The following is a 26,446-nucleotide window of genomic DNA, read 5'->3' on the forward strand; positions in this document are numbered from 1 at the left end:
GAAAACATGACCGATACACCGCAGGACAACCCCTTCCAGACGCCCGCCGCCGCACTTCAGGACGGCCCCGCCGTCGCCACGGGCGAAGCGCTCTACCGTCTCGGCGCCGTGGGCATCGCCACCTTCTTCGGCACCCCGGTCGCCGGAGCCTGGGTCATCGCGCAGAACCTCAAACGTCTGGGCCGCCACGTCCAAGTGCGCAACGCCTGGATCACCGGCATTGGAGCCCTCCTCGCGATCTTCCTGCTGGGCATGTTCCTACCGGATAGCGTCCCCGCCACTCCCATCAACATTGCCGCCGTCTTCGGCATGTATCACTACGCCAAGCAGCACACCGGTGCCGCTGTCGAGCAGCATGCGGCCCAGGGTGGCCAGTTCGCCTCCAACTGGCGCGCTTTCGGCGTCAGCCTGCTGTTCCTGCTCGCCGTCATGGCCGTAGTCTTCGGCGGTGCCTTTGTCCTGGCTCTGTTCGGGCTGATCTGAATCACCCTCTGCACATCACCTAAAGATTCCCCCTAGCCCCCTAGGGGGAAGTCTCCGCAATGCTGGGGCTCGCCCCGATTACTCCCCGCTCCCCCCTTCCCTAGTCTTGCGTGCACTGCCGCAAAAGCGGCAGGCAAACAAAAAACCGTGTCACGCAATCAGACACTTTCGGCCGCCCCTGCCTTGCGTTCAGAGGCGCCTGGTTACCTACAACAACAACGAGCTCGACGTGCTTGGCCATCTGCCTTCACCCGCTTCAGGAGCCAGTAACCGTGAACCCGCAATCTCCCCACCCGCAATCCGTCCGTGCTTCCCGTTATTCCTGGTATGTCGTCGTGCTGTGCATGGTGGCCTATATCTTCTCCTTCGTTGACCGGCAGATCCTCTCGCTGATGATCGAGCCGATCAAAGCCGACCTGCAGATCAGCGACACCCAGTTCAGCCTGCTCAGCGGGCTGGCCTTCTCGCTGTTCTATGCCTTCATGGGCCTGCCCATTGCCTACCTCGCCGACCGCTCCTCGCGGGTCAGGATCATCGCCATTGGCGTGGCCTTCTGGAGCATCGCTACCGCCGCGTGCGGGCTGTCGAAGAACTTCCTGCAGATGTTCCTGGCGCGCATGAGCGTGGGCGTCGGCGAGGCCGCGCTGACTCCGGCGACCTATTCGATGCTCAGCGACCTGTTCCCCAAGGAAAAACTCGGCCGCGCGCTGGGGCTGTACTCCATGGGTGCCTTCCTCGGTGGCGGCCTGGCCTTCCTGGTCGGTGGCTATGTGATCGAGGCGCTGCGCGACGTACCGGCCATCGACCTGGGCTGGCTGGGCCAGGTGCGTTCCTGGCAGATCGCCTTCTTCATCGTTGGCCTGCCCGGCGTGCTGGTGGCGCTGCTGATCGCGCTGACCATCCGCGATCCGGCGCGCAAGCTGGGCGATCGGGAACAAAAGGCAACGGTTCGTGACGGGCTGCGTTTCCTGCGCCGCCATCGCGCCACCTTCGCCTGCCACTACCTGGGCTTCTCCTTCTTCGCCATGTGCCAGTACGCGCTGATGGGCTGGGCACCGGCCATGTACATCCGCCAGTACGGCCTGTCGCCGCTGGAGGTGGGCTACATCCTTGGCGGCATCCTGCTGGTGCTCAACACCGCGGGGGTGTTCTGCGCCGGCTGGTTGGTGGACGTGCTGCAGAAGCGTGGGCGCAGCGACGCCGCGCTGATCAGCGGCATGCTCGGCGCCGCCTGCACCATTCCCTTCGTTATCGGCTCCGTGACAGCCGGCAGCCTGCAGCTGTCGGTGCTGCTGATGGGCCCGGCGATGTTCTTCTGCGCCTTCTGCATCTCCACCTCGGCGGCCGCCATGCAGGTGCTCACGCCCAACCGCCTGCGCGCGCAGGTGTCGGCGCTGTTCCTGCTGGTCTCCAACCTGATCGGCCTGGGCGTCGGCACCACCCTCGTTGCACTGATCACCGACCACTACTTCAAGGATCCGAAGGCCGTCGGCTCCTCCATCGGCATCATTGTCACCCTCGCCGGGCTGCTCTGCCTGTGGCTGCTGGGCAGCGGGCGCAAGCACTTCCGCCGCAGCCTGGGCGAAGAGCAACGGGCCCGGCCCGGAGCCGCCGCGCCGCTGAACAGCACCACCGCCGCTGCGAACTGACCGCGCCCGCCAAGACAAAGGACCGTTCGCCGGTGGGTCGCCCCGCGCCCCGGCGAACCGTGCCCAGGAGATGACGATGTTGCGTAATCGCTTTGCCAGTGCGCTGCTTTCCAGCGCGCTGTTGCCCCTCTGCGCCCAGGCTGACCTGATCGACGACAGTCGCCTGGACACCACCCTGCGCAACTTCTACATGTTGCGCGACTACCGCCAGGACAACGCTCCGCAGTCCCAGGCGGGTAGCTGGTCCCAAGCCGTGCTGGCACGCTTCAGCTCGGGCTTTACCGAAGGCACCATCGGTGTCGGTGTGGATTTCACTGGTTTCTACGCCCTGAAGCTCGACGGCGGCGCTGGCACCAGCAACGACAGCAACCTGCCCTATGACCGCTCGACCGGCGAGCCGGTGGATGACTTCAGCCGTGGCGGCGCCACGCTCAAGCTGCGCTATTCGAAGACCACGCTGAAGGTCGGCCTGCTGGAACCGCGCCTGCCGGTGATATTCCAGGACGATGTGCGCGTACTGCCGCAGACGTTCCAGGGCGTGATGCTGGAGTCAAAGGAGTCGGAGCGCTTCAAGTTCACCGCGGCCCAGTTGTGGAACACCAGCACCCGCGCCTCCAGCGACCGCGAGTCGTTCTACCTCGCCACCCGTCCCGCCAGTCAGGACAGCAACAAGCTGAACCTGGGCGGTGTCGATGCGCAGTGGGCGCCCGGCCTGTCCACCAGCTACTACTTCGCCCAGCTTCAGGACATCTACGACCAGCACTATGTCGGCGCCAACTTCAAGCAACCGGTTGGCGAGAACACCGCGCTGCTCGGCACCCTGAGTTACTTCCACAATGAGGAGTCCGGACAGGCGTTGTCCGGTCGTATCGACAACCGCGCCTACGGGGCCCGGCTGGGCGTGAAGCACGGCGGACACATGTTATCGGCCACCTACCAGCGCATGTTGGGCGAAGACATGTTCCCCATGCTGCTGGGCAACACGCCGCAGCCCTACCTGGTCAACTGGGTTACCAATGGCGGGTTCTTCTGGGCACAGGAGCGCTCCTATCAGTTGCGCTACGACTACGACTTCGCCAGCCTCGGGCTGCCGGGCCTGACACTGATGACGCGCTACACCAAGGGCACCGATATCTCGCGACCGGGGCAGGAAGACGGCCATGAGTACGAGCGCGATACGGATATCGGCTACACGATCCAGGGCGGACCGTTGAAGACGCTGTCATTCCTGATGCGCACCTCCACCGTGCGCAGCAGTTATTCCAGCGACTACGACGAGGTGCGCTTCATCACCAGCTATCCGCTGGCATTCTGAAGGCCCAGAAATGCAGAAGGCCCCTTTCGGGGCCTTCTTCATTCATTCGTCGTCGCCACTGGCCGTCACAGCGCCCAGGCAACACAGACGATGCTGCTGTTCACCACCCTGCAGCAACCAGCTCTCGTCCTCGGCCTGGTAGCTGGCCTCCATCACCTGATTGTAGCTGAAGCGCCATTCGCGACGGTCACGACCGTCGATGGATTCGATCTGCAGCACCACGTCTTCGCTGGCGAAGGGTTGCCCGGCGTTGGCGGCGGCGTCCGCCTGGTCCAGCAGTGCCTCGTTGAGCTCGAACTGCCAGGCATGCAGGCCGTCGATCAAGAGCATATCGGCGGTTTCCAGCTGGTCCAGCAGGTAGGGAGTCGTGGTCATCTTTGGCACTCGGCAATTGGGCTGGCCGCCATGATAGACCAGCTGGGTGCCGGCTGCCGGTTATTCCGCCCGGCGCGGGCAGAGGCGGCGTCTACACTGAGGGTTCTCGCACACCCCTGAGGAGGCAAAGCAGATGCGTACACGCGAACTCGGACAATCGGGCCTGAAGATTCCCGCGCTGGTCTTCGGCGGCAATGTGTTCGGCTGGTCCGCCGATGAAGCGACCTCCTTCCGCCTGCTCGACGCCCTGCTCGACGCCGGGCTCAACTGCATCGACACCGCAGATGTCTACTCGCGCTGGGCTCCCGGCCACGAAGGTGGCGAGTCGGAAGCACTGATCGGCAAATGGCTGAAGAAGACCGGCAAGCGCAACCAGGTGCAGATCGCCACGAAGGTCGGCATGGACATGGGCAACGGCCACAAGGGCCTGTCGGCCGTGTACATCGAGCAGGCGCTGGGGCGCTCGCTGAAGCGCCTGCAGACCGACTACATCGACCTCTACCAGTCCCACTGCGACGACCCGCATACCTCCATGGAGGAAACCATGGGCGCCTTCGCCGAAGCGGTGGAACAAGGCAAGGTCCGCGTGATCGGAGCCTCCAACCTGGACGCCAAGCGCCTGCGCGAAGCCCGCGAAGTCTGCGACCGGCTGAAGCTGCCGAACTACCAGAGCCTGCAGCCCAACTACAACCTTTATGATCGCGCCAACTACGAGACCACCCTGGAGCCCACGGTTCAGCAGTTGGGCATTGGCGTCATCAGCTTCTATTCGCTGGCGGCGGGCTTCCTCACCGGCAAGTACCGCAGCGACGCGGACCTGGGCAAGAGCAGCGTGCGCGGCTACAAAGTGAAGAACTTCATGAACGAGCGCGGCTTCGCCATTCTCGATGCACTTGAAGACGTGGCCAGCGAACTCAACGCCACCCCGGCACAAGTCGCCCTGGCCTGGCTGATGGCCCGCCCGAGCATCACGGCTCCCATCGCCAGTGCGTCGAGGCTGGAGCAGTTGCCGGACCTGATCGCGGCGGTGGACCTGAAGCTCAGTGACGAAGTGATCCAGCGCTTGAACACCGCCAGCGCGTATTGAGCAGGGCGGAAACATCGCGGACGAAGTCCGCTCCTACGCGGGGTCATGTTTCGTAGGAGCGGACTTCGTCCGCGATCGATTGCAGCGAGCCACAACGTCAGAGACGGATGTCGAACTCATCCGCGTCGAGATTGGCCGGAAAGCGTTCCCGGTAGGCCGCCAGTTCCGCCGCATTCAGGGCGATCTGGAACACCCCGTCGGCACTGCCCGCCGCCAGCAGGTTGTCACCCTGGAAATCCAGCACCTGGCTGTCGCCGGAATAGGCGTGGCCCTTGCCGTCTTCGCCGACACGGTTGACCGCGGCGACATAGCAGAGGTTTTCGATGGCCCGTGCGGGCAGCAGGCGGTTCCAGTGCTGGCGGCGTGCGGCCGGCCAGTTGGCGGTATAGAGCAGCAGGTCGGTGTCCTGGGCATCGCGGCTCCACACCGGGAAGCGCAGGTCGTAGCAAACCAGCGGGCGAATCCGCCAGCCCTTCCATTCCAGCAGCACCTGCTGCTCGCCCGGCGTGTAGTGCTTGTGCTCGCCGGCCATGCGGAACAGGTGGCGCTTGTCGTAGTGCTGCATCTCGCCATCCGGGCGCGCCCAGAGCAGGCGGTTGCGATGGCTGCCGTCGGCGGCACGGATGATCACGCTGCCGCAGACCACCGCTTCAAGCTTCGCCGCCTGTTCGCGCAGCCAAGCGTAGGTTTCGCCCTCCTCCGCCTCGGCCAACGCTTCGGAGTCCATGGAGAAGCCCGTGGTGAACATTTCCGGAAGGATCACCAGATCCGCACCGCGAGCGCCCTCCAGCAGCGCGTCGAAACGCTCGCGATTGGCCTTGGCGTCGTGCCAGACCAGGGTGGTCTGCACGAGGGCAAGCTTTAGGTCGGGCAATTGGCTCAGATCGCGCATAGTCGTTCCGCTGCCTGACGCAGCGTCTCCTCTTTCTTGGCGAAGCAGAAGCGCACCAGGCGCATGTCCGCCGGGGCCTGCTGGTAGAACACCGAGACCGGAATGGCGGCCACGCCGTGCTCGCGCGTCAGCCATTCGGACATGGCGACGTCATCGAGGTCCGGGCGGATCGCCGAGTAGTCCACCACCTGGAAGTAAGTGCCGGCAGCCCGCTGGAACGTGAAGCGCGAGCCCTCCAGCAGGTCGCAGAACAGGTCGCGCTTGGCCTGGTAGAAACCCGGCAGCTCGCGCAGGTGATCCGGATGCGCGGCCATGAAATCGGCCAGCGCCCATTGCAGCGGGGTCACGCCGCAGAAGTTCACGTACTGGTGGATCTTGCGCATCTCCGCCGACAGCGCCGGCGGCGCTACGACATAGCCGGTCTTCCAGCCGGTGACGTGGTAAGTCTTGCCGAAGGAGCTGATGACAAAGGCGCGCGGATACAGTTCGTCATGGGCCAGCACGCTGGCATGCTGCACGCCGTCGTAGATCAGGTGCTCGTAGACCTCGTCGCTGATGATGTAGATCTCGCGGTCGCGAATCAGATCAGCCAGGCGATCAAGGTCGGTGCGGTCGATCAGCGCGCCGCTGGGATTGTGCGGGCTGTTGAGGAAGATCAGGCGCGTGCGCGGGGTGATGGCCTCGGCCAGGCGCTGCCAGTCGATGCGGAAGCCCGGCTGGCTCAGCGCGACGTGCACGCAGCGGCCACCGGCCAGTTCGACCGAAGGCTCGTAGCTGTCATAGCAGGGGTCCAGGACGATGGCTTCATCGCCGGCGCGGATCAGCGCCTGCACCGCGCAGAAGATCCCTTCTGTCGCTCCGGGAACAATGGTCACCTCGGTGTCGGCGCTGACGCTACGCCCATACAGGCTGGCGACCTTGATCGCTACCTGTTCGCGCAGTGCCGGCAGGCCGGTCATCGGGCTGTACTGGTTGTTTCCGGCCAAGACATGGCGGGCGACCGCTTCGAGCAGCGGCGCAGGGCCGGGGAAGTCCGGGAAACCCTGGGAGAGGTTCAGCGCCCCGCTTTCGGCGGCGAGCTGGGACATGCGGGTGAAGATGGTGGTGCCGACATTCGGCAGTTTGCTGGTAAGCATGGCGTGACTACAGGCTGCAGGCGATGAGAGGGAGGCCCCTACTCTATCGCCTGCGGCTTGCGGTCTAAAGCCTGACAGACGTTATTTACGTTTGTCCTTTTTCTTCTTCTCGGCCTTCTTGTGGTGCGACATGAGGCGGCGCTTCTTGTTGACCTGGCGATCGGTGAGCTGGGTCTTCTTGCCCTCGAACGGGTTGTCGCCGCCCTTGTACTCGATGCGGATCGGCGTACCGACCAGCTTCAGCACGCGGCGGAAGGTCTTCTCCAGATAGCGCGTGTAGGCCTTGGGCACCGCATCCACCTGGTTGCCGTGGATCACGATCAACGGCGGGTTGGCGCCACCCAGGTGCGCATAGCGCAGCTTGATGCGGCGGCCGTTGACCATCGGCGGCTGGTGAACCTGGATGGCGTCCTCGAGGATCTGCGTCAGCTTGCTGGTGGGCCAGCGGGTCACGGCGGAGCGGAAGGAATCCTGTACCGACTTGTACAAGTGCCCAACGCCAGTGCCGTGCAGCGCGGAGATGAAGTGGATGTCTGCGAAGTCGGCGAACATCAGCCGGCGCTCAAGCTCGGTCTTCACGTAGTCGCGCTCGGCCGACTCCATGCCATCCCACTTGTTCAGCGCAATGACCAGCGCGCGGCCGGTCTCCAGCACGAAGCCGAGCAGGTTGAGGTCGTGCTCGACCACACCTTCGCGGGCGTCCATGACGAAGATGACCACGTTGGCGTCCTGGATCGCCTGCAGGGTCTTCACCACCGAGAATTTTTCCACCGCCTCGAAGATCTTGCCGCGGCGACGCACGCCAGCGGTGTCGATCAGGGTGTACTTCTCTTCGTTGCGCTCGAAGGGGATGTAGATGCTGTCGCGGGTGGTGCCGGCCTGGTCGTACACGATCACCCGCTCTTCACCGAGCATGCGGTTGACCAGGGTGGACTTGCCGACGTTGGGGCGACCGATGATGGCGATCTTGATGCCATCCTTCTCGCTCGGGCCGGGGATGCGCTTGGCTTCCTCGCCCTCGGCGACCTCTTCCAGCTCGCTGGGCAGGTCGTTGTCTTCAGGCGCCTCGGGCTCCGGAGCGAACATCTCGCCCAGGGCTTCCTGGAGCATCTGGGTGATGCCACGGCCGTGGGCGGCGGCGATCGGGATCGCATGCCCCAGAGCCAGCGGGCTGAACTCGGCGCGGGCGATGTCCGGATCGACGGTATCGACCTTGTTGGCCACCAGATAGGTGCGCTTGTTCTTCTTGCGCAGGTGCTCGCCGATCATCTCGTCGGCAGCGGTAAGGCCGGCGCGGGAGTCGACCATGAACAGGACGGCATCGGCCTCTTCGATGGCCTGCAGCGACTGCTCGGCCATCTTGGCGTCGATACCCTCTTCGTCACCGGAGATACCACCGGTATCGATGACGATGAATTTCTTGCCCTGCCACTTGGCCTCGCCGTACTGGCGGTCTCGGGTCAGACCTGCGTACTCGGCGACGATGGCGTCACGGGTGCGGGTCAGGCGGTTGAACAGGGTGGACTTGCCGACGTTCGGGCGGCCCACCAGGGCTATAACGGGAACCATGCGGCTCTCCAGGAAATTTGATTTTCAGAAAACACGACGGCCGCTGCCGTTTTTCACGGCAGCGGCCGGCAGTAACACTCAGCTTAGCGAATCGTGTAGGCGGCCAGCTTACCGCTGTTGCCGAACACGTACATCCAGCTGCCGACTACCAGCGGGCGAACCCGCACGCCGTCACCGTCGACCTTCTCGCGGCCAACGAAACGACCGTCCACCTGGCTCAGCAGGTGCACATAACCTTCCAGGTCACCGACAACCACGTTGCTCGACAGCACGGCCGGAGCGGACAGCTGGCGGCGAGCCAGGGCGTCGTTGCTCCACAGCGAGGACGAACCACGGGAATCGAGGCTTTCCACGGTGCCGCTGGCCTGGCTGATGAACACGCTGCCAGTCCCTTCGGCGACGCCGACGTAGCTGGAAGCTTCACGCTGCCAGAGTACGCGGCCGGTGCCGACGTCCAGTGCCGCGGCGCGGCCCTGGTAGCTGGCGACGTAGAGAACGTTGTCGACCAGCAGCAGGCCGCCGTCGATGTCGACGACACGATCCAGCTCGGAACGACCTTGCGGAATGGCAACGCGCTGTTCCCAGACCGGCAGGCCGCGCTCGACGTCCACAGCGACGACCTTGCCGCTGGCCAGGCCGGCCAGGGCCAGGCGACCAGCGATCAGCGGAGCGCCGGTACCACGCAGGGTCAGCACCGGCACGGTACCTTCGTAGATCCAGCGCTGGTTGCCGGTAGCGGCATCGAAGCCGATCAGTTTGTCGTCCTGGGTCTGCACGACCACCACGTCACCGTTGGTGGCCGGGGCAGCCAGTACTTCGCTGCTGACCTTGGCGCGCCACTTCTGCTCGCCCGAACCGGAATCCAGGGCGATCACGTCACCGCGCAGGGTGCCCAGCAGGACCATGCCGTTACCCACGCCAACGGCGCCGGAAATCGGCAGGTCGAGGTCTTTCTTCCACAGTACTTCGCCGCTCTCGCGCTGCATGGCCATGACACGACCTTCGGCAGACGCGGCATAGATGGTCTGGCCATCCACGGCGGGTTCGAGCAGGTTGTACAGGTCGCCCTGGCCGTCACCGACCGAACGGCTCCACTGCTTCTCCAGGCGAACCTCTTCCTTGAAATCGGTCAGTTCGGCCGGCGGCAGTTCTTTCTTGCTATTGCTGCTGCAACCCACAGCCATCAGGGTCAGTGCCAGCAGTGCAACGTGTTTCCAACGCAACATCTCAGGCGTCTCCCTTGGCCAGGTCGTCGAGTTTCATCTGCAGGGCGCCAACGGCGGCATCTTCCGGCAGGGCAGCCTTGGCCTTCTCGTAGGCGACACGGGCGTCATCATTGCGCTTGAGTTGCAGCAGCAGGTCGCCGCGCAGTTCTTCGCGAGTGGCTACATAGGCCTTGTCGACGTTGCCGTCGAGCAGCTTGAGACCGTCTTCGGCCTTGCCCTGGGCAGCCAGGACACGAGCCAGGCGCTGACGCGCCAGCTCGCCGAGTGTAGCGTCGACCGGCTTGTCGACCACAGCCTTGAGTTCGAGAGCGGCGTCGTCCAGCTTGCCGTTGTCCACCGCGACCTTGGCGACGAACAGGCGGCCGTACTGGGCATACGGAGTGCCGGGGTACTCGGTGGTCAGCTTACCGGCCAGCTCGGCGACCTTGGCGGTGTCGGGCTTGCCGGCCGGGTTCAGCGCGGTTTCCAGCAGGGCCTGGTAAATGATGGAAGCGCCCTGGGACTGATTGGTCTGGTACTTTTTCCAGGCTTGCCAGCCGAACACCACGATCAACGCCAGAGCGGCGCCGGTCAGCAGGGGCATGCCGTTACGCTGCCACCAGTCCTTGATGTCAGCGATCTGTTCTTCTTCGGTACGGTTACTCACCCCAATACTCCTATCCGCTCGATTCAGGCCTGCTGGAGGCAGGCAGCCAGGTGCTCGGGCAGAGCATCCCAGGCGATATTCTGTTGTTCGCCCTCGCCACGCAGGGGCTTGAAACCTACCACGCGGTTGGCCAGTTCGTCGTCACCCAGAATCATTGCGAACTGTGCGCCGCTCTTGTCGGCCTTCTTGAACTGGCTCTTGAAACTGCCGGCACCGGCGTTGACCAGCAGGCGCAGGCCCGGAATGGCCTCACGCAGCTTTTCGGCCAGGGTCAGCGCAGCCAGCTCTGCCGGCTCGCCGAAGGCGCAGACGTAGAGGTCGGCCGGGCGGTTGAGTTCGGACGGGACCACGCCCAGGGTTTCCAGCAGCAGCACCAGGCGCTCCACGCCCATGGCGAAGCCCACACCCGGCGTCGGCTTGCCGCCGAACTGGCTGACCAGGCCGTCGTAGCGGCCCCCGCCGCAAACGGTGCCCTGGGCGCCGAGCTTGTCGGTAACCCACTCGAAAGCGGTGCGGCAGTAGTAGTCGAGGCCACGCACGAGTTTCTGGTTGATTTCGTAGCGCAGGCCGACCGCGTCCAGGCGGGCCTTCAGGCCCTCGAAGTGGGCGATGGACTCTTCGTCCAGGTAATCGTGCAGGCTCGGTGCACCGACCAGCAGGGCCTGGGTGGCCTCCACCTTGCTGTCGAGGATACGCAGCGGGTTGGTGGTCATACGGCGCTGGCTGTCTTCGTCGAGCTGGTCGAAGCGCTCCTGCAGGTAGGCCACCAGGTCCTCGCGAAAACGCGCCCGAGCTTCGCTGGAGCCCAGGGTGTTCAATTGCAGGGTCACGGCGTCGGCCATGCCCAGCTTCTGCCACAGGCGCCAGGTGAGGATGATCAGCTCGGCGTCGATGTCCGGGCCGGGCAGGTTGAAGACTTCCACGCCAATCTGGTGGAACTGGCGGTAGCGGCCCTTCTGCGGCTTCTCGTAGCGGAACATCGGGCCGGTGTACCAGAGTTTCTGTACCTGGCCGCCACCGGACAGACCGTGCTCCAGCACGGCGCGCACGCAACCGGCAGTACCTTCCGGACGCATGGTCAGGGATTCGCCGTTGCGGTCGAGGAAGGTGTACATCTCCTTGTCGACCACGTCGGTGCCTTCGCCGATGCCGCGGGCGAAGAGTTCGGTGAATTCCAGGATCGGCATGCGGATCTCGCTGTAGCCATAGGCGTCCAGCAGATCGGCAAAGGTGCGCTCCAGATAGCGCCAGGCCGGGGTCTGGTCCGGCAGGATGTCGTTCATGCCACGGATGGCTTGCAGGGACTTGCTCACTTAGGATCCTTGTTGCGGTCAGCCGCGCACGATGAGTGCGGCGTCGGCCTCGGCCTTCTCGGCCGCTTTTTCGCGGATCAGCCGTTCCAGCTCATCCACCAGGTTATCGTTCTGCAGCTTCTGCGCCGGCTTGCCGTCGATGTAGATCAGGTTCGGCGTACCACCGGTAAGGCCGATATGGGCCTCCTTGGCTTCGCCCGGGCCGTTGACCACGCAGCCGATCACGGCGACGTCCAGCGGAACCAGCAGGTCCTCCAGGCGGCCTTCCAGCTCATTCATGGTCTTCACCACATCGAAGTTCTGCCGCGAGCAGCTCGGGCAGGCGATGAAGTTGATGCCACGGGAGCGCAGGCGCAGCGACTTGAGGATGTCGAAGCCGACCTTGATCTCTTCCACCGGGTCGGCAGCGAGGGAAATGCGGATGGTGTCGCCAATGCCTTCGGCGAGCAGCATGCCCAGGCCCACGGCCGACTTCACGGTACCCGAACGCAGGCCACCGGCTTCGGTGATGCCCAGGTGCAGGGGTTGCTCGATCTCTTTCGCCAGCAGGCGGTAGGCGGCGACGGCCATGAACACGTCGGAGGCCTTCACGCTGACCTTGAAGTTCTGGAAGTCCAGGCGATCGAGGTGATCGACATGGCGCAGGGCCGATTCCAGCAGTGCTTCGGGAGTCGGTTCGCCGTATTTCTTCTGCAGATCCTTTTCCAGCGAGCCAGCGTTGACGCCGATGCGGATCGGGATATTGCGCTCGCGGGCGGCATCGACCACGGCCTTGACCCGATCTTCGCGACCGATGTTGCCGGGGTTGATGCGCAGGCAGTCAACACCCAGTTCGGCCACGCGCAGGGCGATCTTGTAGTCGAAGTGGATATCGGCCACCAGCGGGACGTTCACCTGCTGCTTGATCTTGCCGAACGCCTCGGCGGCGTCCATGTCCGGCACGGAGACGCGGACGATGTCTGCGCCGGCGTCCTCCAGACGGCGGATCTGGGCCACGGTGGCCGCCACATCCAGGGTGTCGGTGTTGGTCATGCTCTGCACGGCAATGGGGGCATCCCCACCTACCGGCACGTTACCTACCCAGATTTTCCGGGACAGGCGACGTTTGATCGGAGACTCGCAATGCATCTTACTGTCCACCCAACTTCAGGCGAGCGGTACCACCGCGCGCTGGCGTGACTTCGACTGGCTGGCCGTTGTAGCTGACCTGTGCCCCCTGGGCAAAGCCAAGGCGCAGTTGGACCGGCGCCTTGGCGGCGATTTCGAGCGAATCACCCTTGCGCTTGAGGCCCTCGAGGATGACCTTGCCGTCGGCATCGGTCACCTGGGTCCAGCAATCGGCGATGAATTGAACCTTGACCACGCCCTGCCCGGCGGCCGCGACCACAGGAGCAGCCGGCGCCTCGGCCGGTGCAGCGGGGTTCGCCGGTACGGCGGGCTGCTGCGCAGCCGGCGGTTGTGCCAGGGCTGGAGCTGCCGGTGCGGGAGCCGGTACAGCTTCAGGAGCGGTGGGTACGCCCGGAGCGGCAGCGGCCGGCGGGATACCTTCGGCCGGAGCCTCGGCATTGCCGCTGTCGCCAGCGGGTTCGGACGGAACCGGCGGAGTATTGGCCTGGTCCTCGGCGACGGCCTGGTCTTCCGGCTCGTCGAGGGTGTGAATTTCAGTGGTGCCGTCGGCGCTCTCTACCTCGACGTGCTCCATATTCAGGCTGCCGGTCTCGGCCGGACGCGCGGAGCGTTCCTGCCACCAGAAGTAACCGAAGCCGATCAGCACGGCCAACAGAGCCAGGCTGAACAGACGCAACAAGTTGCGCGACAGGCGCACCGGCTCGACCACGCGGCCGAGCGCCTGGACGTTGCTGCCGCTGGCATCGGTGCCGGTGTACTGATCGAAGGCAGTGACCATCTGGGCCTGGTCCATGCCCAGCAGCTTGGCGTAGGCGCGGATATAGCCACGGGCGAAGGTGTGGCCCGGCAACTGGTCAAAGGAGCCCTGTTCCAGCTGGCGCAGCGCATTCTCGGTGAGATTCAGCTGACCGGCGACCTGAGCGGTACTCCAGCCCTTGTTCTCACGCGCCTGGCGCAGGGTCTCGCCAGGATTGGCGCGGGTCGTGCCGATGACATCGGACTGCGACGTATTCATCATTTATCCGCCTGGTATGCCTGGTATTCAGGAGAAGCGGGATACAGGCGCTTGAGTTGCAGCCCGTAGCTGGCAGCGGTATCCCGGTCGTCGTAGATCTTTGCCAGTCGAATCCCCAGCAGCAGGCTGCGCGCGGTCTGCGGGCCCCGCTTGAGGTATTCCTCATAGTAGGCGCGAGCCGGCACGTACTCGCGATCCTGGTAATTCAGGTCAGCCAGCTCCAGCAGCGCCCCTGTCGAGTTGCGATTCAGGCGAATGGCTTTCTCGAAGAATTCCTTGGCCTTGGCGCGCTCATTCAGCTTCAGGCTGACCAGCCCGAGGTTCTCGAAGATACGTGAGCGCTCGGAATAAAGGCCGTCTTCGGTGGCCTTCATGTAGGTGTCGTAGGATTCCTGGTAGCGCTTCTCGTCGAACAGGAAACCGGCGTAGTTGTTCAGGATGCGCGCGTCACCCGAGCGCGAGGACAGCGCCTTGCGGAATTCACTCTCGGCGAGCTTGGGCTCTTTCTCGACCTGGTACACCACCGCCAACGCGGCGTGGGCGTCGGCGCTGGAGGAATCGAGGTCGAGGGCCTGGCGCAGCGGCACCTTGGCCTGCTCGGTATTGCCCATCTGCAGGTAACCGATGCCGAGCTGGATGTAGGCGTCACGCGCCTCGTTCCGGCCCTTGTCGGTTTTCAGAGGATCCTGTTTACCAGTCGTCACGCAACCCGTCAGCACGGTTGCCAACAGTAAGAACAGCGCGGCGCGCAGGGTCATCGGAATCCTCCCTAGTTCAGTTTCGATTGGCGTTGGTCGGAGCCTGTTCGGCTTCCGCGGCCAACTGTCGTACGGCGATATAGCGTTCGCTGCGGCGGGTGCGGTCCATCACCTGGCCTACCAGCTGACCACAGGCGGCATCGATGTCGTCTCCGCGAGTGGTGCGAACCGTAACGTTGAAGCCGCTTTTGTGCAGCATGTCCTGAAAACGGCGGATGGCATTGTTGCTCGGCCGCTCGTAGCCGGAATGCGGGAACGGATTAAACGGAATCAGGTTGATCTTGCAAGGGAAATCCTTGAGCAATGCGATCAACTGCTCGGCATGCTCGGGCTGGTCGTTGACGCCGGCCAGCAGGGTGTACTCGATTGTCAGCACGCGCTCCTTGCCCAGGCGCGTGATGTAGCGGTAGCAGGAGTCGAGCAGCATCTCGAGCGGGTACTTCTTGTTGATCGGCACCAGCTTGTTGCGCAGTTCGTCGTTGGGCGCGTGCAGCGACAGGGCCAGGGACACGTCGGTCACCTCGGCGAGCTTGTCGATCATCGGTACCACGCCGGAGGTGGACAGGGTCACCTTGCGCTTGGAAATGCCGTAGCCGAGGTCCTCCATCATGATGCTCATGGCAGTCACGACGTTATCGAAGTTCAGCAGCGGCTCGCCCATGCCCATCATCACCACGTTGGTGATGGCACGGTCGATCTTGCCCGGGATGGTCCCGAACGATTGGTTGGCGATCCACACCTGGCCGATGATCTCGGCGGAGGTCAGGTCGCTGTTGAAGCCTTGCTTGCCGGTGGAGCAGAAGCTGCAGTCCAGCGCGCAACCGGCCTGGGACGACACGCACAAAGTGCCGCGGCCGCCCTGCGGGATGTACACGGTCTCGACGCAACTGCCCGAGGCCACGCGCACGACCCACTTGCGGGTACCGTCAGAGGAAATGTCCTGGCTGACGATTTCCGGCGGACGAATTTCGGCAACGGCCTTGAGCTTTTCGCGCAAGGCCTTGCCGACGTTCGTCATGGCGTCGAAATCGACGGCGCCAAAGTGGTGAATCCATTGCATCACCTGGCCGGCGCGGAAGCGCTTTTCACCGATGGACTCGAAGAATTCCTCGAGCTGGGGCTTGGTCATGCCCAGCAGGTTGGCCTTTACAGCGGTATCAGTCATGGATTCACCCTCGCTCATTCACTGACGGATCAGCGAATGCGCTCGCACACCTCGGTGCTGGAGAAGAAGTAAGCGATTTCGCGGGCAGCCGAAGCTTCCGAGTCGGAACCGTGTACGGCGTTCTCGTCGATGGAAACAGCGAAGTCGGCGCGGATGGTGCCGGCGTCGGCTTTCTTCGGATCGGTGGCGCCCATCAGCTCACGGTTGCGCAGGATGGCGTCTTCGCCTTCCAGAACCTGAACGACGACCGGGCCGGAGGTCATGAAGGAAACCAGGTCCTTGAAGAAGGGACGCTCTTTGTGCTCGGCGTAGAAACCGCCAGCTTCGCGCTCGGACAGCTGAACCATCTTCGAAGCGACAACGCGCAGACCGGCTTTCTCGAAGCGGGTCAGGATTTCGCCGATGACGTTCTTGGAAACGGCGTCGGGCTTGATGATGGAGAAGGTACGTTGCAGGGCCATGGAAATAACTCCGAAAAGCAAGGTTGGTAATGCCAAGAAGCCCCTGGCGTGGCCAGGAGCTCCTGCGATTCTAGGGTTTGCCGCGCGCCACGCCCGTTGGGCGGCAGCCGCGAAACCGGCCCGACTGCGACAGGGCCGGCGACTGGAAAATTCCCCTGGGGAAATTTTCAACAGCTCACCTAAAGATAAAACCCGCGAATTATACGCGGGTTCATGACAAATGGGTACGCGGCTCTGGTGAGCCGCCCCCTCAGTCGGCTTCGTCGATCCAGGCGGCCTGAATGGCCTCCAGGACTTTTTCCCCGCCGCGGGACGGATCGTCGCTGAACTCCGGCAATGCCAGCACCCAGCGGTGCAGATCGACGAAATTCACGTAGCGCGGATCGACATCCGGCTTGGACTCGGCCAGCTGGATAGCGATTTCGAGCACATCAACCCATTTCAGACTCATGTGAACGCTCCGCCTCAGTGACCTTCGGACACCTGGTTGATGGTGTACTTCGGAATCTCCACCACCAGGTCCGTCTCGCCGACCACCGCCTGGCAGGACAGGCGCGAATCTGCTTCCAGACCCCAGGCCTTGTCCAGCATGTCGTCTTCCAGTTCGTCGGAGGCTTCCATCGAACTGAAGCCCTCGCGCACGATCACGTGGCAGGTGGTGCAGGCGCAGGACATCTCGCAGGCATGCTCGATCTCGATGCCATTGCGCAGCGCTGCCTTCATGATGGTTTCGCCCGGCTGGGCTTCGATCACCGCGCCTTCAGGGCAGTGTTCGGCGTGGGGCAGAAAGACAATCTGCGGCATCTTCGCTTATTCCTCGATTTCGTTGAGCCGGCGACCGGCCAGTGCGGCTTTGACGGTGGCGTCCATACGGCGCGCGGCAAAGGCGTCGGTCAGCTGGGACAGACGCTTGATCTGTTGTTCGATGGCGACGGTATCGCTGCCGGTGGCCAGCTCGCGCAGCGAGTCCATGCCGGCATCGATGACCAGGCGCTCGTCGGCGTCCAGCAGGCGCTCGCCGTCAGCGTCCAGAGCCGACTGCACGGCCTCCAGCAGACGCTGGGCCTCGACCTGCTGTTCACGCAGGGCGCGGGCAGCAAGGTCATCGCCGGCATACTGGAAGGAGTCCTGCAGCATGCGGGCGATTTCGCCATCGGTCAGGCCGTAGGAAGGCTTGACCTGAATGCTCGCCTCGACGCCCGAGGATAATTCGCGGGCGGAAACGCCCAGCAACCCGTCGGCGTCGACCTGGAAGCTGACGCGAATCTTCGCCGCGCCAGCCACCATCGGCGGAATGCCGCGCAGCTCGAAGCGCGCCAGGGACCGACAGTCCTTGACCAGCTCGCGCTCGCCTTGCAGCACGTGGATCATCATGGCCGTCTGGCCATCCTTGTAGGTGGTGAATTCCTGGGCGCGGGCCACCGGTATGGTGGTATTGCGCGGAATCACCTTCTCCATCAGCCCGCCCATGGTTTCCAGGCCGAGCGACAGGGGAATCACGTCAAGCAGCAGCAGCTCTTCGCCGCGCTTGTTGCCGGCCAGAGCGTCAGCCTGGATGGCTGCGCCGATGGCGACGACCTGGTCCGGATCGATGTCGGTCAGCGGGTCGCGAGCGAACAGGTCGCCCACCAGTTCGCGTACACGAGGTACGCGGGTCGAGCCGCCCACCATGACGACGGCACTGACTTCTTCCAGCTCGACACCGGAATCACGGACTGCGCGACGGCAGGACTTGAGGCTGCGCTGGATCAGCGGATCGATCAGGGCCTCAAGCTGGGCGCGGGTCAGTTCACCAGACCAGCCGTCATAAGCAACGGCCACGCTGGCGCTGTCGGTCAGCGCTTCCTTGGCGGCGCAGGCAGTCTGCAGCAGGCGGCGCTGGGCACCCGGATCGAGGTCGGCCGAGAGACCGGCCTGCTCGATGATCCAACCGGCAATGGCATGGTCGAAGTCATCGCCGCCCAGGGCGGTATCGCCGCCAGTGGCCAGGACCTCGAAGACGCCACGGGTCAGGCGCAGGATGGAAATATCGAAGGTACCGCCACCCAGGTCATAGATGGCGACCACGCCCTCGGCGTTCTTGTCCAGGCCATAGGCCACGGCCGCCGCGGTCGGCTCATTGAGCAGACGCAGAACGTGCAGGCCAGCCAGACGCGCAGCATCCTTGGTGGCCTGACGCTGGGCGTCGTCGAAATAGGCGGGAACGGTGATCACCGCGCCGACCAGTTCGCCACCCAGGGTGGACTCGGCGCGTTGACGCAGGACGCGGAGGATCTCAGCCGAGACTTCCACCGGGCTCTTGGCACCCTGGACAGTCTCGATGAAGGGCATGTGCGATTCGCCCTGGGTGAAGCGGTACGGCAGTTGACCGCCCAGTTGCTTCACATCCTCCAGGCCGCGCCCCATGAAGCGCTTGACCGAGATGATGGAGTTCAATGGGTCCTGCGAGGCGTTGGCGCGAACGCTCTCACCCACCTCGATGCGATCGGCGAGATAGCGCACCGCAGACGGCAGGATCACTTCGCCGCGATCATCGGGCAAGGGTGCTGCGACGCCGCTGCGCACAGCAGCGACCAGGGAATTCGTGGTGCCCAGGTCAATCCCTACCGCCAGGCGACGCTGGTGTGGCTGGGGACTTTGTCCGGGCTCGGCGATCTGCAGTAGGGCCATGCGGTTTCTAATCAGGCTATCGGGCGCGGCGCGGGCCGCGCGGATTAATCGTCGAGTCGCTCTTCGAGCTGCCGCACTTCCTGCGCCAGCTTGTCGAGGAACTGCATGCGGCGAACCAGACGCTCGGCCAACTCACGACGGGCGGCATCATCCCAGCAATCGGCGAAATCCTCTTCCAGACGCTGCTGGGCGGATTTCAGCTGACGCTTGAACTGCGCCACGCCATCGAGATCGGCGCTGTCCTGCAGATCTTCCAGATCCTCGCGCAGCTGCATCTGCTGCAGCAGAAACTCCGGATCCTGCACCGTGGCTTCCAGCGGCATCGCATCGCCACGCAGGGCCAGCAGGTACAGCGCGCGACGCGGGACGCTCTTCAGCGTCTGGTAGGCATCGTTGAGCTCGGCGGCCTTGGACTGCGCCAGTCGTTGCTCGCGCTCGGAAGCATCGGCGAAACGGTCCGGATGGACGGTTCGCACCAGCTCCCGATAGCGATTGCCGAGGGCTTCCAGATCGATCCGGAAGCCCGGCTGCAGGTCGAACAGCGCGAAGTGACAGGGACTACCCACACCCAGCCTCAGACGTTGAAGCTTTCGCCGCAGCCACACTCACCGCGCACGTTCGGGTTGTTGAACTTGAAGCCCTCGTTGAGGCCTTCCTTGGTGAAGTCCAACTCCGTGCCGTCGAGATAGACCAGGCTTTTCGGGTCGATGATGACCTTCACGCCGTGGCTCTCGAACACCTCGTCCTCGGCTGCCAGTTCGTCGACGAACTCCAGCACGTAGGCAAGGCCCGAACAGCCGGTGGTACGCACGCCAAGACGAATGCCCTCGCCCTTGCCGCGCCCTTCGAGGGAGCGGCGAACGTGGTTGGCGGCGGCTTCGGTCATGCTGATGGCCATGGGAACTCCTTACTCAACGAATCGCTTCAGAGCAGACCTTTCTTCTGCTTGTAGTCGCGCACGGCCGCCTTGATGGCGTCCTCGGCGAGTACCGAGCAGTGGATCTTCACCGGCGGCAGGGCCAGTTCTTCGGCGATGGTGGTGTTCTTGATCGATTCGGCCTCGTCCAGGGTCTTGCCCTTCATCCACTCGGTGGCGAGGGAGCTGGAGGCAATGGCCGAACCGCAGCCGTAGGTCTTGAACTTGGCGTCTTCGATGACGCCCTGCTCGTTGACCTTGATCTGCAGGCGCATCACGTCGCCGCAAGCGGGAGCACCGACCATGCCGGTGCCAACATCCGGATCTTCGGCGTTGAGCTTGCCGACGTTGCGCGGGTTTTCGTAGTGGTCGATGACCTTGTCACTGTAAGCCATGGCTAATCCTCACTTCTATGGGGCGGGTCAGTGGGCCTGCCATTCGACCTTGGACAGGTCGACACCCTCTTTGAACATATCCCACAGCGGCGAGAGTTCACGCAGCTTGGAAACGGCTTCCACCACCTTCTTGGCGGCGTAATCGACCTCTTCTTCAGTGGTGAAGCGGCCGAAGCTGAAACGGATGGAGCTGTGCGCCAGCTCGTCGTTGCGACCCAGGGCGCGGAGCACGTAGGACGGCTCCAGCGAGGCCGAGGTGCAGGCGGAACCGGACGAAACGGCCAGGTCCTTGAGCGACATCATCAGCGACTCGCCTTCGACGTAGTTGAAGCTGACATTGAGGATGTTCGGCGCGTAGGAAACCGGGCTGCCATTGAGGTACAGCTCTTCCAGGTCCTGCACCTGATCGAAGAAGCGCTTGCGCAGACCTTCGATGCGGGCCATTTCCTGGTGCATTTCTTCCTTGGCGATGCGGAAGGCTTCGCCCATGCCGACGATCTGGTGGGTCGCCAGGGTGCCCGAACGCATGCCACGCTCGTGGCCGCCACCGTGCATCTGGGCTTCCAGACGTACACGCGGCTTGCGGCGCACGTACAGAGCGCCCATGCCTTTGGGACCGTAGACCTTGTGGGCGGAGAAGGACATCAGGTCGACCTTGAGTTTCTCCAGGTCGATGTCGACTTTACCGGCGGACTGGGCGGCATCGACGTGCAGCAGAATGCCACGCGCGCGGGTCAGCTCGCCGATGGCGGCGATGTCGTTGATGCTGCCGACTTCGTTGTTCACGTGCATGACCGAAACCAGGATGGTGTCGTCACGCAGGGCGGCCTCGACCATCGCCGGGGTGATGATGCCCTCGGGAGTCGGCTCCAGGTAGGTCACTTCGAAACCTTCGCGCTCCAGCTGGCGGCAGGTATCCAGGACCGCCTTGTGCTCGATCTTCGAGGTGATGATGTGCTTGCCCTTGGTCGCGTAGAAGTGCGCGACACCCTTGATGGCGAGGTTGTCGGACTCGGTGGCACCGGACGTCCAGACGATCTCGCGGGGGTCGGCATTGACCAGTTCAGCGACCTGGCGACGGGCATTCTCAGCCGCTTCCTCGGCCTTCCAGCCGAAGACGTGGGAGCGCGAGGCCGGGTTGCCGAAATTGCCGTCAACCAGCAGGCAGTCGGCCATTTTCTGAGCGACACGCGGATCCACCGGGGTGGTGGCGGAGTAGTCGAGGTAAATCGGCAATTTCATCAGGTAACTCCTACAGGCGGGCGTTCGCTCAATCGATGGCGGACGCTTCAATCTTGTCGAGGCGCAGCGACTTGCTGCCGGAGCAGCGACGCTCATCCTGGCGCTGGGCGACCTCTTGAACTTCGCGGCGCTCGACCAGGTCGGCCAGGCTGATGCCGCTGAGAAACTCGTGAATCTGCTGACTGAGGTCGCACCACAGGTGGTGGGTCAGGCAGGTGTCGCCGGAGTGGCAGTCGCCCTGACCCTGACAGCGAGTGGCGTCGACCGACTCATTGACCGCATCGATCACCTGGGCGACGTGGATGCCGGTCATGTCGCGGGACAACTGGTAGCCGCCGCCCGGACCGCGCACGCTGACCACCAGGTTGCCACGGCGCAACTTGGCGAACAGCTGTTCCAGGTAGGACAGGGAGATACCCTGGCGTTCGGAGATATCGGCGAGAGAAACCGGGCCACGCTGGGCGTGCAACGCCAGGTCGAGCATGGCGGTGACGGCATAGCGGCCTTTGGTGGTCAATCGCATGGGGAAATCCGGAAGAATCGCTGGTATGGCGGGAGTATGCTCTTTTCCGACTATTTAAGTCAACTATAAGACCTATTACTTTAGTCGGATTTAGCCAGCGAACGGCGCCGTATTCTAACAGCAATACCGGCGTCGGCGCATCACTGCGCCGACTGGCTGCTCTCCTGGTCCTTGACCCCGGCAAAGTCCTCTTCCCGCAGGACCGGAAGATCCTTGGCACAGTAGTCACTGCCCAAGGCCGTCAGGGCCTTGCACATGCCCTCCAGGCGCCCATCGACCGCCTGCAGGTGATCAAGCAGCTGACCGATGGCGCGCGCTACCGGGTCGGGCATGTCCTGGCTGACGCCATAGGCATCAAACCCGAGCTTTTCTGCCATGGCCTGGCGCTTGGCCGCCTGATCCGCGTCATCCTTGACGATGATGCGACCCGGAATACCCACGACGGTCGCCCCAGGCGGTACCTCCTTGGTCACCACGGCATTGGAACCGACCTTGGCGCCAGCACCCACCGTGAAAGGACCGAGCACCTTGGCACCCGCTCCCACCACAACGCCATCGGCCAGGGTCGGATGGCGCTTGCCCTTGTTCCAGCTGGTGCCACCCAGGGTCACCCCCTGATAAATGGTCACGTCATCGCCAATTTCGGCGGTTTCGCCGATGACAATGCCCAGGCCGTGGTCAATGAAGAACCGGCGACCGATCTTCGCACCCGGATGGATCTCGATGCCGGTCATCCAGCGACCGAAGTTCGACACCATGCGCGCCAGCCACTTCCAGCCGGAAGTCCACAAGCCATGGGCCAGGCGATGCAGCCAGACGGCATGCAGCCCCGGATAGCAGGTCAGCACCTCGAAGGCGTTGCGTGCCGCCGGGTCACGATGAAATACGCTCTGGATATCCTCGCGTACACGCTCAAACATCTTCATCACTCCGCTTGGAAAGCTCCCCGCGGGCAGCCTTCTGTGTCTCGGTGAGAATACCCCGCAGGATATTCATCTCCAGCTTGCTGACGCCGCTGCGGCCGTACAGGCGACGCAGGCGAGACATCAGGTGGCGCGGCTTCTGCGGGTCGAGGAACTGGATATCCACCAGGGTCGACTCCAGGTGCGCATAGAAGCGTTCCAGCTCATCCGACGTCACCGGGACGCTGTTGAGCATCGCCGTGGACTCGACCTTCTCGTGCTTGGTCGGCTGACCTTCAGCAGCCAGCCACGCCATACGCACCTCGTAGACCAGCACCTGCACCGCCGTCGCCAGGTTCAGCGAGCTGAACTCGGGATTGGCCGGGATATGCACATGGAACTGACATCGCTGCAGCTCTTCATTGGTCAGGCCGGCATATTCGCGACCGAACACCAGCGCGACCTCACCACCCTGCTGGACGTGCTCCAGGCTGGTGGTGGCGCACTCACGGGGATCCAGCAGCGGCCAGGGAATGCGGCGATCGCGCGCGCTGGTGCCCAGCACCAGGCTGCAACCCGCCAGGGCATCTTCCAGGGTAGGAACGACCACGGCCGCGTCGAGAATGTCATCGGCGCCGGATGCGCGGGCACGGGCTTCACCGCTGGGGAAATCCATCGGATCCACCAGCACGAGGCGCGACAGGCCCATGTTCTTCATCGCACGGGCCGTACCGCCGATATTGCCGGGATGGCTGGTGTTGACCAGCACCACGCGAATTTTGTCGAGCAACGCGCGACTCCACACATAAAGCGAAAAGGGAGGGAATCCTACCGCAGCAGTGGGTCTTGCGCCACGCAGGCGACAGGTCGCTCTATGAACGTCAGCGCTTTCTGCTAGAATGTTCGGCTTTCTTTAACGACCCAGGTGACCTCTCCATGCAGCCTATGCTGAATATCGCCCTGCGCGCCGCTCGCAGCGCCGGTGAACTGATCTTCCGCTCCATCGAACGCCTGGATACCCTGTCGGTCAACGAGAAAGAAGCCAAGGACTACGTGACCGAAGTCGATCGCGCAGCCGAACTCTCCATCGTCACCGCCCTGCGCAAGGCCTACCCGAACCACGGGATCATGGGCGAAGAAGGCGGCATGCTCGAAGGCAGTGGCGAAGGCGCCGACTATCTGTGGATCATCGACCCACTGGACGGCACCACCAACTTCATTCACGGCGTTCCGCACTACGCCGTCAGCATCGCCTGCAAATACCGCGGTCGCCTTGAGCACGCCGTGGTCCTCGACCCGGTCCGCCAGGAAGAGTTCACCGCCAGCCGTGGCCGTGGCGCCGCGCTGAACGGCCGTCGCCTGCGCGTCAGCAACCGCAAGAGCCTGGAAGGCGCCCTCCTCGGCACCGGCTTCCCGTTCCGCGACAGCCAGATGGACAACCTGGATGCCTACCTGGGCATGTTCCGCAGCCTGGTCGGCCAGACCGCCGGCATCCGCCGCGCCGGCGCCGCCAGCCTGGATCTGGCCTACGTCGCCGCCGGCCGCTACGACGCCTTCTGGGAATTCGGCCTGTCCGAGTGGGACATGGCAGCCGGCGCCCTGCTGATCCAGGAAGCAGGCGGCCTGGTGAGCGATTTCACCGGCGGTCACGAGTTCCTCGAGAAGGGCCAGATCGTCGCCGGCAACACCAAGTGCTTCAAGGCGCTGCTGACCAGCATCCAGCCGCACCTGCCGGCCTCGCTCAAGCGCTGAGCCTGGGTGACGCGAGAAAAAGCCCGGCAATGCCGGGCTTTTTTGTGCCTGCGAGAACGCACTTCATTGCAGGAGCGAGCGTGCTCGCGAAGCTTTCGCCCTTTTCATTCTGGCGCCGTGATGCCGGGCTGTTCGCGAGCAAGCTCGCGCCTAGAAAGAGCGCCAAAAGAAAAGGCGCCCGATGGGCGCCTCTCTCACTGAAACCTGGCGACGATTTACTGCTGCCCCAGGACCAGCCGACCGCTCTTGTCGACCGGAATCTGCGAGCCCGGATCACGGTCCATGCGGACCTGACCAGCCTTGCCATCGAGCAGGTACTTCACGTCGTAGCCGACGACCTTCTCGCTGGTGTCGTTGACCGTGCTGCAGCGGGTTTCGGTGGTGGTGTAGGTATCACGCTCCTGCATGCCTTCCTGCACCTTGTTACCCGCGTAGCCGCCGCCGATGGCACCCGCCACGGTAGCGATCTTCTTGCCGTTGCCGCCGCCGATCTGGTTGCCGAGCAGGCCGCCAGCAATGGCACCGATGGCGGTACCGGCGATCTGATGCTGGTCCTTGACCGGGCGCTGATGGGTCACTGCCACGTCCTTGCAGACCTGGCGCGGATTCTTGATGGTTTCCTTGACCGGCTGAACGGCGAGCACCTCGGCGTATTGCGGCGCACGGTCCACCAGACTGTAGGTAGCCACGGCGCCACCGGCAGTCACGCCTACAGCGCCCAGCACGGTACCGATTAGCAACGACTTGTTCATAGGATTCTCCTGGTCTTTCTTCTCATTCGGGCCTTGCCCTTTACCCTGCCTTGGAGCGGCGGTTTTGTAAGAAAGTTCCAACAAATCCGTGAGCCACTGCCCACAAACAAAAACTCCCGCCGAAGCGGGAGTTCTGTCGAAGGCGCGGAACGCTCTATTACGGGCGCTCGTCGACTTCCTTGCTCGGCGGAGGAATCAGGTCCTCGCTGGACAGGTTCAGCCAGATCAGTACCACGTTGGCGATATAGATCGACGAGTAGGTACCCGCCATTACGCCGACGAACAGGGCGATGGAGAAACCGAACAGGTTGTCGCCGCCGAAGAACAGCAGGGCGGAGATAGCCAGCAGGGTCGATACCGAGGTGGCGATGGTCCGCAGCAGGGTCTGGCTGGTCGAGATATTGATGTTCTCGATCAGGCTGGCCTTGCGCAGCACGCGGAAGTTCTCGCGCACCCGGTCGAAGATCACGATGGTGTCGTTCAGCGAGTAGCCCACCACCGCCAGCACCGCAGCCAGCACGGTCAGGTCGAAGGTGATCTGGAAGAACGACAGCACGCCCATCACGATGATGGCGTCGTGGATCAGCGAGAGGATCGCCCCCAGGGCGAACTTCCATTGGAAGCGGAAGCCCACGTACAGGAGGATGCCGCCCAGCGCCAGGAGCATGCCAAGGCCGCCCTGGTCGCGCAGCTCTTCACCCACCTGCGGACCGACGTACTCGACGCCGTTGACCTTGGCCGGGTTGGAAGCGTCGGCCTTCTGCAGCGCAGTGGCGACCTTCTTGCCCAGTTCCGGGTCTTCGCTGGGCATGCGCACCAGAACGTCGCGGGTGTCACCGAAGCTCTGCACCACGGCTTCGCTGTAACCAGCGGCGACCAGTTGCTCACGCACCTTGGACAGGTCGGCAGGCTGCTCGTAGTTCAGCTTGATCGACGTACCGCCGGTGAAGTCCAGGCCGAAGTTGATGCCTTTGAAGACCCAGCTGCCGAGGGCGATCAGGGTCAGGATCAGGGTCGCGGCGAACGCAATGTTGCGCACGCCCATGAAGTTGATAGTACCGATCTTGATATTCATC

The 26,446-nt window shown here is 63.7% G+C and carries 29 protein-coding genes; 5 read left to right on the top strand and 24 right to left on the bottom strand.

The features are described 5' to 3' along the window. Positions 1 to 6 precede the first annotated feature (6 nt). The 3 genes from RS899_RS20115 (at position 7) to RS899_RS20125 (ending at position 3,447) form a co-directional block, all read left to right on the top strand. On the top strand, positions 7 to 483 hold the full coding sequence (locus tag RS899_RS20115) for a hypothetical protein (RefSeq protein ID WP_315807914.1): 477 nt from the start codon (positions 7 to 9) through the stop codon (positions 481 to 483). 272 nt (positions 484 to 755) lie between these two features. After that, the gene (locus RS899_RS20120; RefSeq protein WP_315807915.1) at positions 756 to 2,132 is read left to right on the top strand and encodes an MFS transporter; all 1,377 of its coding nucleotides are present in this window, start codon (positions 756 to 758) and stop codon (positions 2,130 to 2,132) included. Positions 2,133 to 2,208: 76 nt separating this feature from the next. Then, positions 2,209 to 3,447, top strand: coding sequence for an OprD family porin (locus tag RS899_RS20125; RefSeq protein ID WP_315807916.1), 1,239 nt, complete (start codon positions 2,209 to 2,211; stop codon positions 3,445 to 3,447). A gap of 42 nt (positions 3,448 to 3,489) precedes the next feature. Here the strand turns inward: RS899_RS20125 and RS899_RS20130 are convergent, their stop codons facing one another. Continuing rightward, positions 3,490 to 3,822 carry a DUF5629 family protein gene (locus RS899_RS20130; protein ID WP_037006648.1) on the bottom strand — a complete coding sequence of 111 codons (333 nt, stop codon included), beginning with the start codon at positions 3,820 to 3,822 and terminating at the stop codon, positions 3,490 to 3,492. Positions 3,823 to 3,955: 133 nt separating this feature from the next. Here RS899_RS20130 and RS899_RS20135 point away from each other — a divergent pair, with 133 nt between their 5' ends. Next, on the top strand, positions 3,956 to 4,909 hold the full coding sequence (locus tag RS899_RS20135; protein ID WP_054907358.1) for an aldo/keto reductase: 954 nt from the start codon (positions 3,956 to 3,958) through the stop codon (positions 4,907 to 4,909). A 97-nt stretch (positions 4,910 to 5,006) separates the two neighbouring features. On the opposite strand, the gene RS899_RS20140 is transcribed toward RS899_RS20135, so the two are convergent. From RS899_RS20140 to trmJ, 21 genes are all read right to left on the bottom strand, one after another. Next, the gene (locus RS899_RS20140; protein ID WP_054907357.1) at positions 5,007 to 5,801 is read right to left on the bottom strand and encodes an amidohydrolase; all 795 of its coding nucleotides are present in this window, start codon (positions 5,799 to 5,801) and stop codon (positions 5,007 to 5,009) included. Beyond that, positions 5,789 to 6,937 carry a pyridoxal phosphate-dependent aminotransferase gene (locus RS899_RS20145; RefSeq protein ID WP_315807917.1) on the bottom strand — a complete coding sequence of 383 codons (1,149 nt, stop codon included), beginning with the start codon at positions 6,935 to 6,937 and terminating at the stop codon, positions 5,789 to 5,791. Before RS899_RS20145 ends, RS899_RS20140 begins: the two co-directional genes overlap by 13 nt. Before the next feature lie 81 nt (positions 6,938 to 7,018). Continuing rightward, positions 7,019 to 8,506, bottom strand: coding sequence for a ribosome biogenesis GTPase Der (der, locus tag RS899_RS20150; RefSeq protein WP_045210518.1), 1,488 nt, complete (start codon positions 8,504 to 8,506; stop codon positions 7,019 to 7,021). Between the two features lie 83 nt (positions 8,507 to 8,589). Continuing rightward, complete coding sequence (gene bamB, locus RS899_RS20155) at positions 8,590 to 9,732, bottom strand: outer membrane protein assembly factor BamB (RefSeq protein ID WP_313463176.1); 1,143 nt, start codon at positions 9,730 to 9,732, stop codon at positions 8,590 to 8,592. A 1-nt stretch (position 9,733) separates the two neighbouring features. Further along, positions 9,734 to 10,378 (bottom strand): YfgM family protein, encoded by a 645-nt coding sequence (locus RS899_RS20160; protein ID WP_082450529.1) that lies wholly within the window; start codon positions 10,376 to 10,378, stop codon positions 9,734 to 9,736. 23 nt (positions 10,379 to 10,401) lie between these two features. Next, positions 10,402 to 11,691, bottom strand: a complete 1,290-nt coding sequence (hisS, locus tag RS899_RS20165; RefSeq protein WP_054907354.1) for a histidine--tRNA ligase — start codon at positions 11,689 to 11,691, stop codon at positions 10,402 to 10,404. An 18-nt stretch (positions 11,692 to 11,709) separates the two neighbouring features. Beyond that, entirely contained in the window at positions 11,710 to 12,819 is a 1,110-nt protein-coding gene (gene ispG, locus RS899_RS20170; protein ID WP_313463174.1) for a flavodoxin-dependent (E)-4-hydroxy-3-methylbut-2-enyl-diphosphate synthase, read from the bottom strand. A gap of 1 nt (position 12,820) precedes the next feature. Next, entirely contained in the window at positions 12,821 to 13,837 is a 1,017-nt protein-coding gene (locus tag RS899_RS20175) for a RodZ family helix-turn-helix domain-containing protein (protein ID WP_315807918.1), read from the bottom strand. Beyond that, complete coding sequence (gene pilW, locus RS899_RS20180; protein ID WP_233299070.1) at positions 13,834 to 14,592, bottom strand: type IV pilus biogenesis/stability protein PilW; 759 nt, start codon at positions 14,590 to 14,592, stop codon at positions 13,834 to 13,836. Before pilW ends, RS899_RS20175 begins: the two co-directional genes overlap by 4 nt. Positions 14,593 to 14,608: 16 nt before the next feature. After that, a complete protein-coding gene (gene rlmN, locus RS899_RS20185) occupies positions 14,609 to 15,757 on the bottom strand; it encodes a 23S rRNA (adenine(2503)-C(2))-methyltransferase RlmN (RefSeq protein ID WP_054907486.1) in 1,149 nt (382 codons plus the stop codon). A gap of 29 nt (positions 15,758 to 15,786) precedes the next feature. After that, positions 15,787 to 16,218 carry a nucleoside-diphosphate kinase gene (gene ndk / locus RS899_RS20190; protein WP_024762960.1) on the bottom strand — a complete coding sequence of 144 codons (432 nt, stop codon included), beginning with the start codon at positions 16,216 to 16,218 and terminating at the stop codon, positions 15,787 to 15,789. A gap of 250 nt (positions 16,219 to 16,468) precedes the next feature. Further along, positions 16,469 to 16,669: a Fe-S cluster assembly protein IscX gene (iscX, locus tag RS899_RS20195; RefSeq protein WP_024762959.1), complete on the bottom strand. Its 201-nt coding sequence runs from the start codon at positions 16,667 to 16,669 to the stop codon at positions 16,469 to 16,471. A gap of 14 nt (positions 16,670 to 16,683) precedes the next feature. After that, positions 16,684 to 17,022, bottom strand: coding sequence for an ISC system 2Fe-2S type ferredoxin (fdx, locus tag RS899_RS20200; RefSeq protein ID WP_315807919.1), 339 nt, complete (start codon positions 17,020 to 17,022; stop codon positions 16,684 to 16,686). A 6-nt stretch (positions 17,023 to 17,028) separates the two neighbouring features. Then, positions 17,029 to 18,888, bottom strand: a complete 1,860-nt coding sequence (gene hscA / locus RS899_RS20205) for a Fe-S protein assembly chaperone HscA (protein ID WP_315807920.1) — start codon at positions 18,886 to 18,888, stop codon at positions 17,029 to 17,031. 44 nt (positions 18,889 to 18,932) lie between these two features. After that, positions 18,933 to 19,454, bottom strand: coding sequence for a co-chaperone HscB (gene hscB / locus RS899_RS20210; protein ID WP_315807921.1), 522 nt, complete (start codon positions 19,452 to 19,454; stop codon positions 18,933 to 18,935). 8 nt (positions 19,455 to 19,462) lie between these two features. After that, on the bottom strand, positions 19,463 to 19,786 hold the full coding sequence (iscA, locus tag RS899_RS20215) for an iron-sulfur cluster assembly protein IscA (protein ID WP_024762955.1): 324 nt from the start codon (positions 19,784 to 19,786) through the stop codon (positions 19,463 to 19,465). A 26-nt stretch (positions 19,787 to 19,812) separates the two neighbouring features. Then, on the bottom strand, positions 19,813 to 20,199 hold the full coding sequence (iscU, locus tag RS899_RS20220) for a Fe-S cluster assembly scaffold IscU (protein WP_015478505.1): 387 nt from the start codon (positions 20,197 to 20,199) through the stop codon (positions 19,813 to 19,815). 27 nt (positions 20,200 to 20,226) lie between these two features. Beyond that, the gene (locus RS899_RS20225) at positions 20,227 to 21,441 is read right to left on the bottom strand and encodes an IscS subfamily cysteine desulfurase (protein WP_054907348.1); all 1,215 of its coding nucleotides are present in this window, start codon (positions 21,439 to 21,441) and stop codon (positions 20,227 to 20,229) included. 28 nt (positions 21,442 to 21,469) lie between these two features. Next, on the bottom strand, positions 21,470 to 21,964 hold the full coding sequence (iscR, locus tag RS899_RS20230; RefSeq protein ID WP_024762953.1) for a Fe-S cluster assembly transcriptional regulator IscR: 495 nt from the start codon (positions 21,962 to 21,964) through the stop codon (positions 21,470 to 21,472). A gap of 140 nt (positions 21,965 to 22,104) precedes the next feature. Continuing rightward, complete coding sequence (gene cysE / locus RS899_RS20235) at positions 22,105 to 22,884, bottom strand: serine O-acetyltransferase (RefSeq protein WP_054907347.1); 780 nt, start codon at positions 22,882 to 22,884, stop codon at positions 22,105 to 22,107. Continuing rightward, the gene (trmJ, locus tag RS899_RS20240; protein WP_045210545.1) at positions 22,877 to 23,656 is read right to left on the bottom strand and encodes a tRNA (cytosine(32)/uridine(32)-2'-O)-methyltransferase TrmJ; all 780 of its coding nucleotides are present in this window, start codon (positions 23,654 to 23,656) and stop codon (positions 22,877 to 22,879) included. Before trmJ ends, cysE begins: the two co-directional genes overlap by 8 nt. 146 nt (positions 23,657 to 23,802) lie before the next feature. Between trmJ and suhB the strand changes: the two genes are divergently transcribed. Further along, positions 23,803 to 24,618 carry an inositol-phosphate phosphatase gene (gene suhB / locus RS899_RS20245; protein WP_024762950.1) on the top strand — a complete coding sequence of 272 codons (816 nt, stop codon included), beginning with the start codon at positions 23,803 to 23,805 and terminating at the stop codon, positions 24,616 to 24,618. A gap of 215 nt (positions 24,619 to 24,833) precedes the next feature. On the opposite strand, the gene RS899_RS20250 is transcribed toward suhB, so the two are convergent. Further along, positions 24,834 to 25,370 carry a glycine zipper 2TM domain-containing protein gene (locus tag RS899_RS20250; protein ID WP_037010115.1) on the bottom strand — a complete coding sequence of 179 codons (537 nt, stop codon included), beginning with the start codon at positions 25,368 to 25,370 and terminating at the stop codon, positions 24,834 to 24,836. Between the two features lie 157 nt (positions 25,371 to 25,527). Beyond that, positions 25,528 to 26,445 (bottom strand): protein translocase subunit SecF, encoded by a 918-nt coding sequence (gene secF, locus RS899_RS20255; RefSeq protein WP_054907346.1) that lies wholly within the window; start codon positions 26,443 to 26,445, stop codon positions 25,528 to 25,530. Between the last annotated feature and the right edge of the window lies 1 nt (position 26,446).

The sequence above is a fragment of the Pseudomonas sp. C9-3 genome, from assembly GCF_032392015.1.
Taxonomy (GTDB): domain Bacteria; phylum Pseudomonadota; class Gammaproteobacteria; order Pseudomonadales; family Pseudomonadaceae; genus Pseudomonas; species Pseudomonas nitroreducens.

What these genes read in the sequence shown, in the direction of transcription:
- RS899_RS20115 (WP_315807914.1), top strand. Translation starts at nt 7, where the DNA reads ATGACCGATACACCGCAGGACAACCCCTTCCAGACGCCCGCCGCCGCA.
- RS899_RS20125 (WP_315807916.1), top strand. Translation starts at nt 2,209, where the DNA reads ATGTTGCGTAATCGCTTTGCCAGTGCGCTGCTTTCCAGCGCGCTGTTG.
- RS899_RS20130 (WP_037006648.1), bottom strand. Translation starts at nt 3,822, where the DNA reads ATGACCACGACTCCCTACCTGCTGGACCAGCTGGAAACCGCCGATATG.
- RS899_RS20135 (WP_054907358.1), top strand. Translation starts at nt 3,956, where the DNA reads ATGCGTACACGCGAACTCGGACAATCGGGCCTGAAGATTCCCGCGCTG.
- RS899_RS20140 (WP_054907357.1), bottom strand. Translation starts at nt 5,801, where the DNA reads ATGCGCGATCTGAGCCAATTGCCCGACCTAAAGCTTGCCCTCGTGCAG.
- RS899_RS20145 (WP_315807917.1), bottom strand. Translation starts at nt 6,937, where the DNA reads ATGCTTACCAGCAAACTGCCGAATGTCGGCACCACCATCTTCACCCGC.
- der (WP_045210518.1), bottom strand. Translation starts at nt 8,506, where the DNA reads ATGGTTCCCGTTATAGCCCTGGTGGGCCGCCCGAACGTCGGCAAGTCC.
- bamB (WP_313463176.1), bottom strand. Translation starts at nt 9,732, where the DNA reads ATGTTGCGTTGGAAACACGTTGCACTGCTGGCACTGACCCTGATGGCT.
- ispG (WP_313463174.1), bottom strand. Translation starts at nt 12,819, where the DNA reads ATGCATTGCGAGTCTCCGATCAAACGTCGCCTGTCCCGGAAAATCTGG.
- RS899_RS20175 (WP_315807918.1), bottom strand. Translation starts at nt 13,837, where the DNA reads ATGATGAATACGTCGCAGTCCGATGTCATCGGCACGACCCGCGCCAAT.
- pilW (WP_233299070.1), bottom strand. Translation starts at nt 14,592, where the DNA reads ATGACCCTGCGCGCCGCGCTGTTCTTACTGTTGGCAACCGTGCTGACG.
- rlmN (WP_054907486.1), bottom strand. Translation starts at nt 15,757, where the DNA reads ATGACTGATACCGCTGTAAAGGCCAACCTGCTGGGCATGACCAAGCCC.
- ndk (WP_024762960.1), bottom strand. Translation starts at nt 16,218, where the DNA reads ATGGCCCTGCAACGTACCTTCTCCATCATCAAGCCCGACGCCGTTTCC.
- iscX (WP_024762959.1), bottom strand. Translation starts at nt 16,669, where the DNA reads ATGAGTCTGAAATGGGTTGATGTGCTCGAAATCGCTATCCAGCTGGCC.
- fdx (WP_315807919.1), bottom strand. Translation starts at nt 17,022, where the DNA reads ATGCCGCAGATTGTCTTTCTGCCCCACGCCGAACACTGCCCTGAAGGC.
- hscA (WP_315807920.1), bottom strand. Translation starts at nt 18,888, where the DNA reads ATGGCCCTACTGCAGATCGCCGAGCCCGGACAAAGTCCCCAGCCACAC.
- iscA (WP_024762955.1), bottom strand. Translation starts at nt 19,786, where the DNA reads ATGGCCATCAGCATGACCGAAGCCGCCGCCAACCACGTTCGCCGCTCC.
- iscU (WP_015478505.1), bottom strand. Translation starts at nt 20,199, where the DNA reads ATGGCTTACAGTGACAAGGTCATCGACCACTACGAAAACCCGCGCAAC.
- RS899_RS20225 (WP_054907348.1), bottom strand. Translation starts at nt 21,441, where the DNA reads ATGAAATTGCCGATTTACCTCGACTACTCCGCCACCACCCCGGTGGAT.
- iscR (WP_024762953.1), bottom strand. Translation starts at nt 21,964, where the DNA reads ATGCGATTGACCACCAAAGGCCGCTATGCCGTCACCGCCATGCTCGAC.
- cysE (WP_054907347.1), bottom strand. Translation starts at nt 22,884, where the DNA reads ATGTTTGAGCGTGTACGCGAGGATATCCAGAGCGTATTTCATCGTGAC.
- suhB (WP_024762950.1), top strand. Translation starts at nt 23,803, where the DNA reads ATGCAGCCTATGCTGAATATCGCCCTGCGCGCCGCTCGCAGCGCCGGT.
- RS899_RS20250 (WP_037010115.1), bottom strand. Translation starts at nt 25,370, where the DNA reads ATGAACAAGTCGTTGCTAATCGGTACCGTGCTGGGCGCTGTAGGCGTG.
- secF (WP_054907346.1), bottom strand. Translation starts at nt 26,445, where the DNA reads ATGAATATCAAGATCGGTACTATCAACTTCATGGGCGTGCGCAACATT.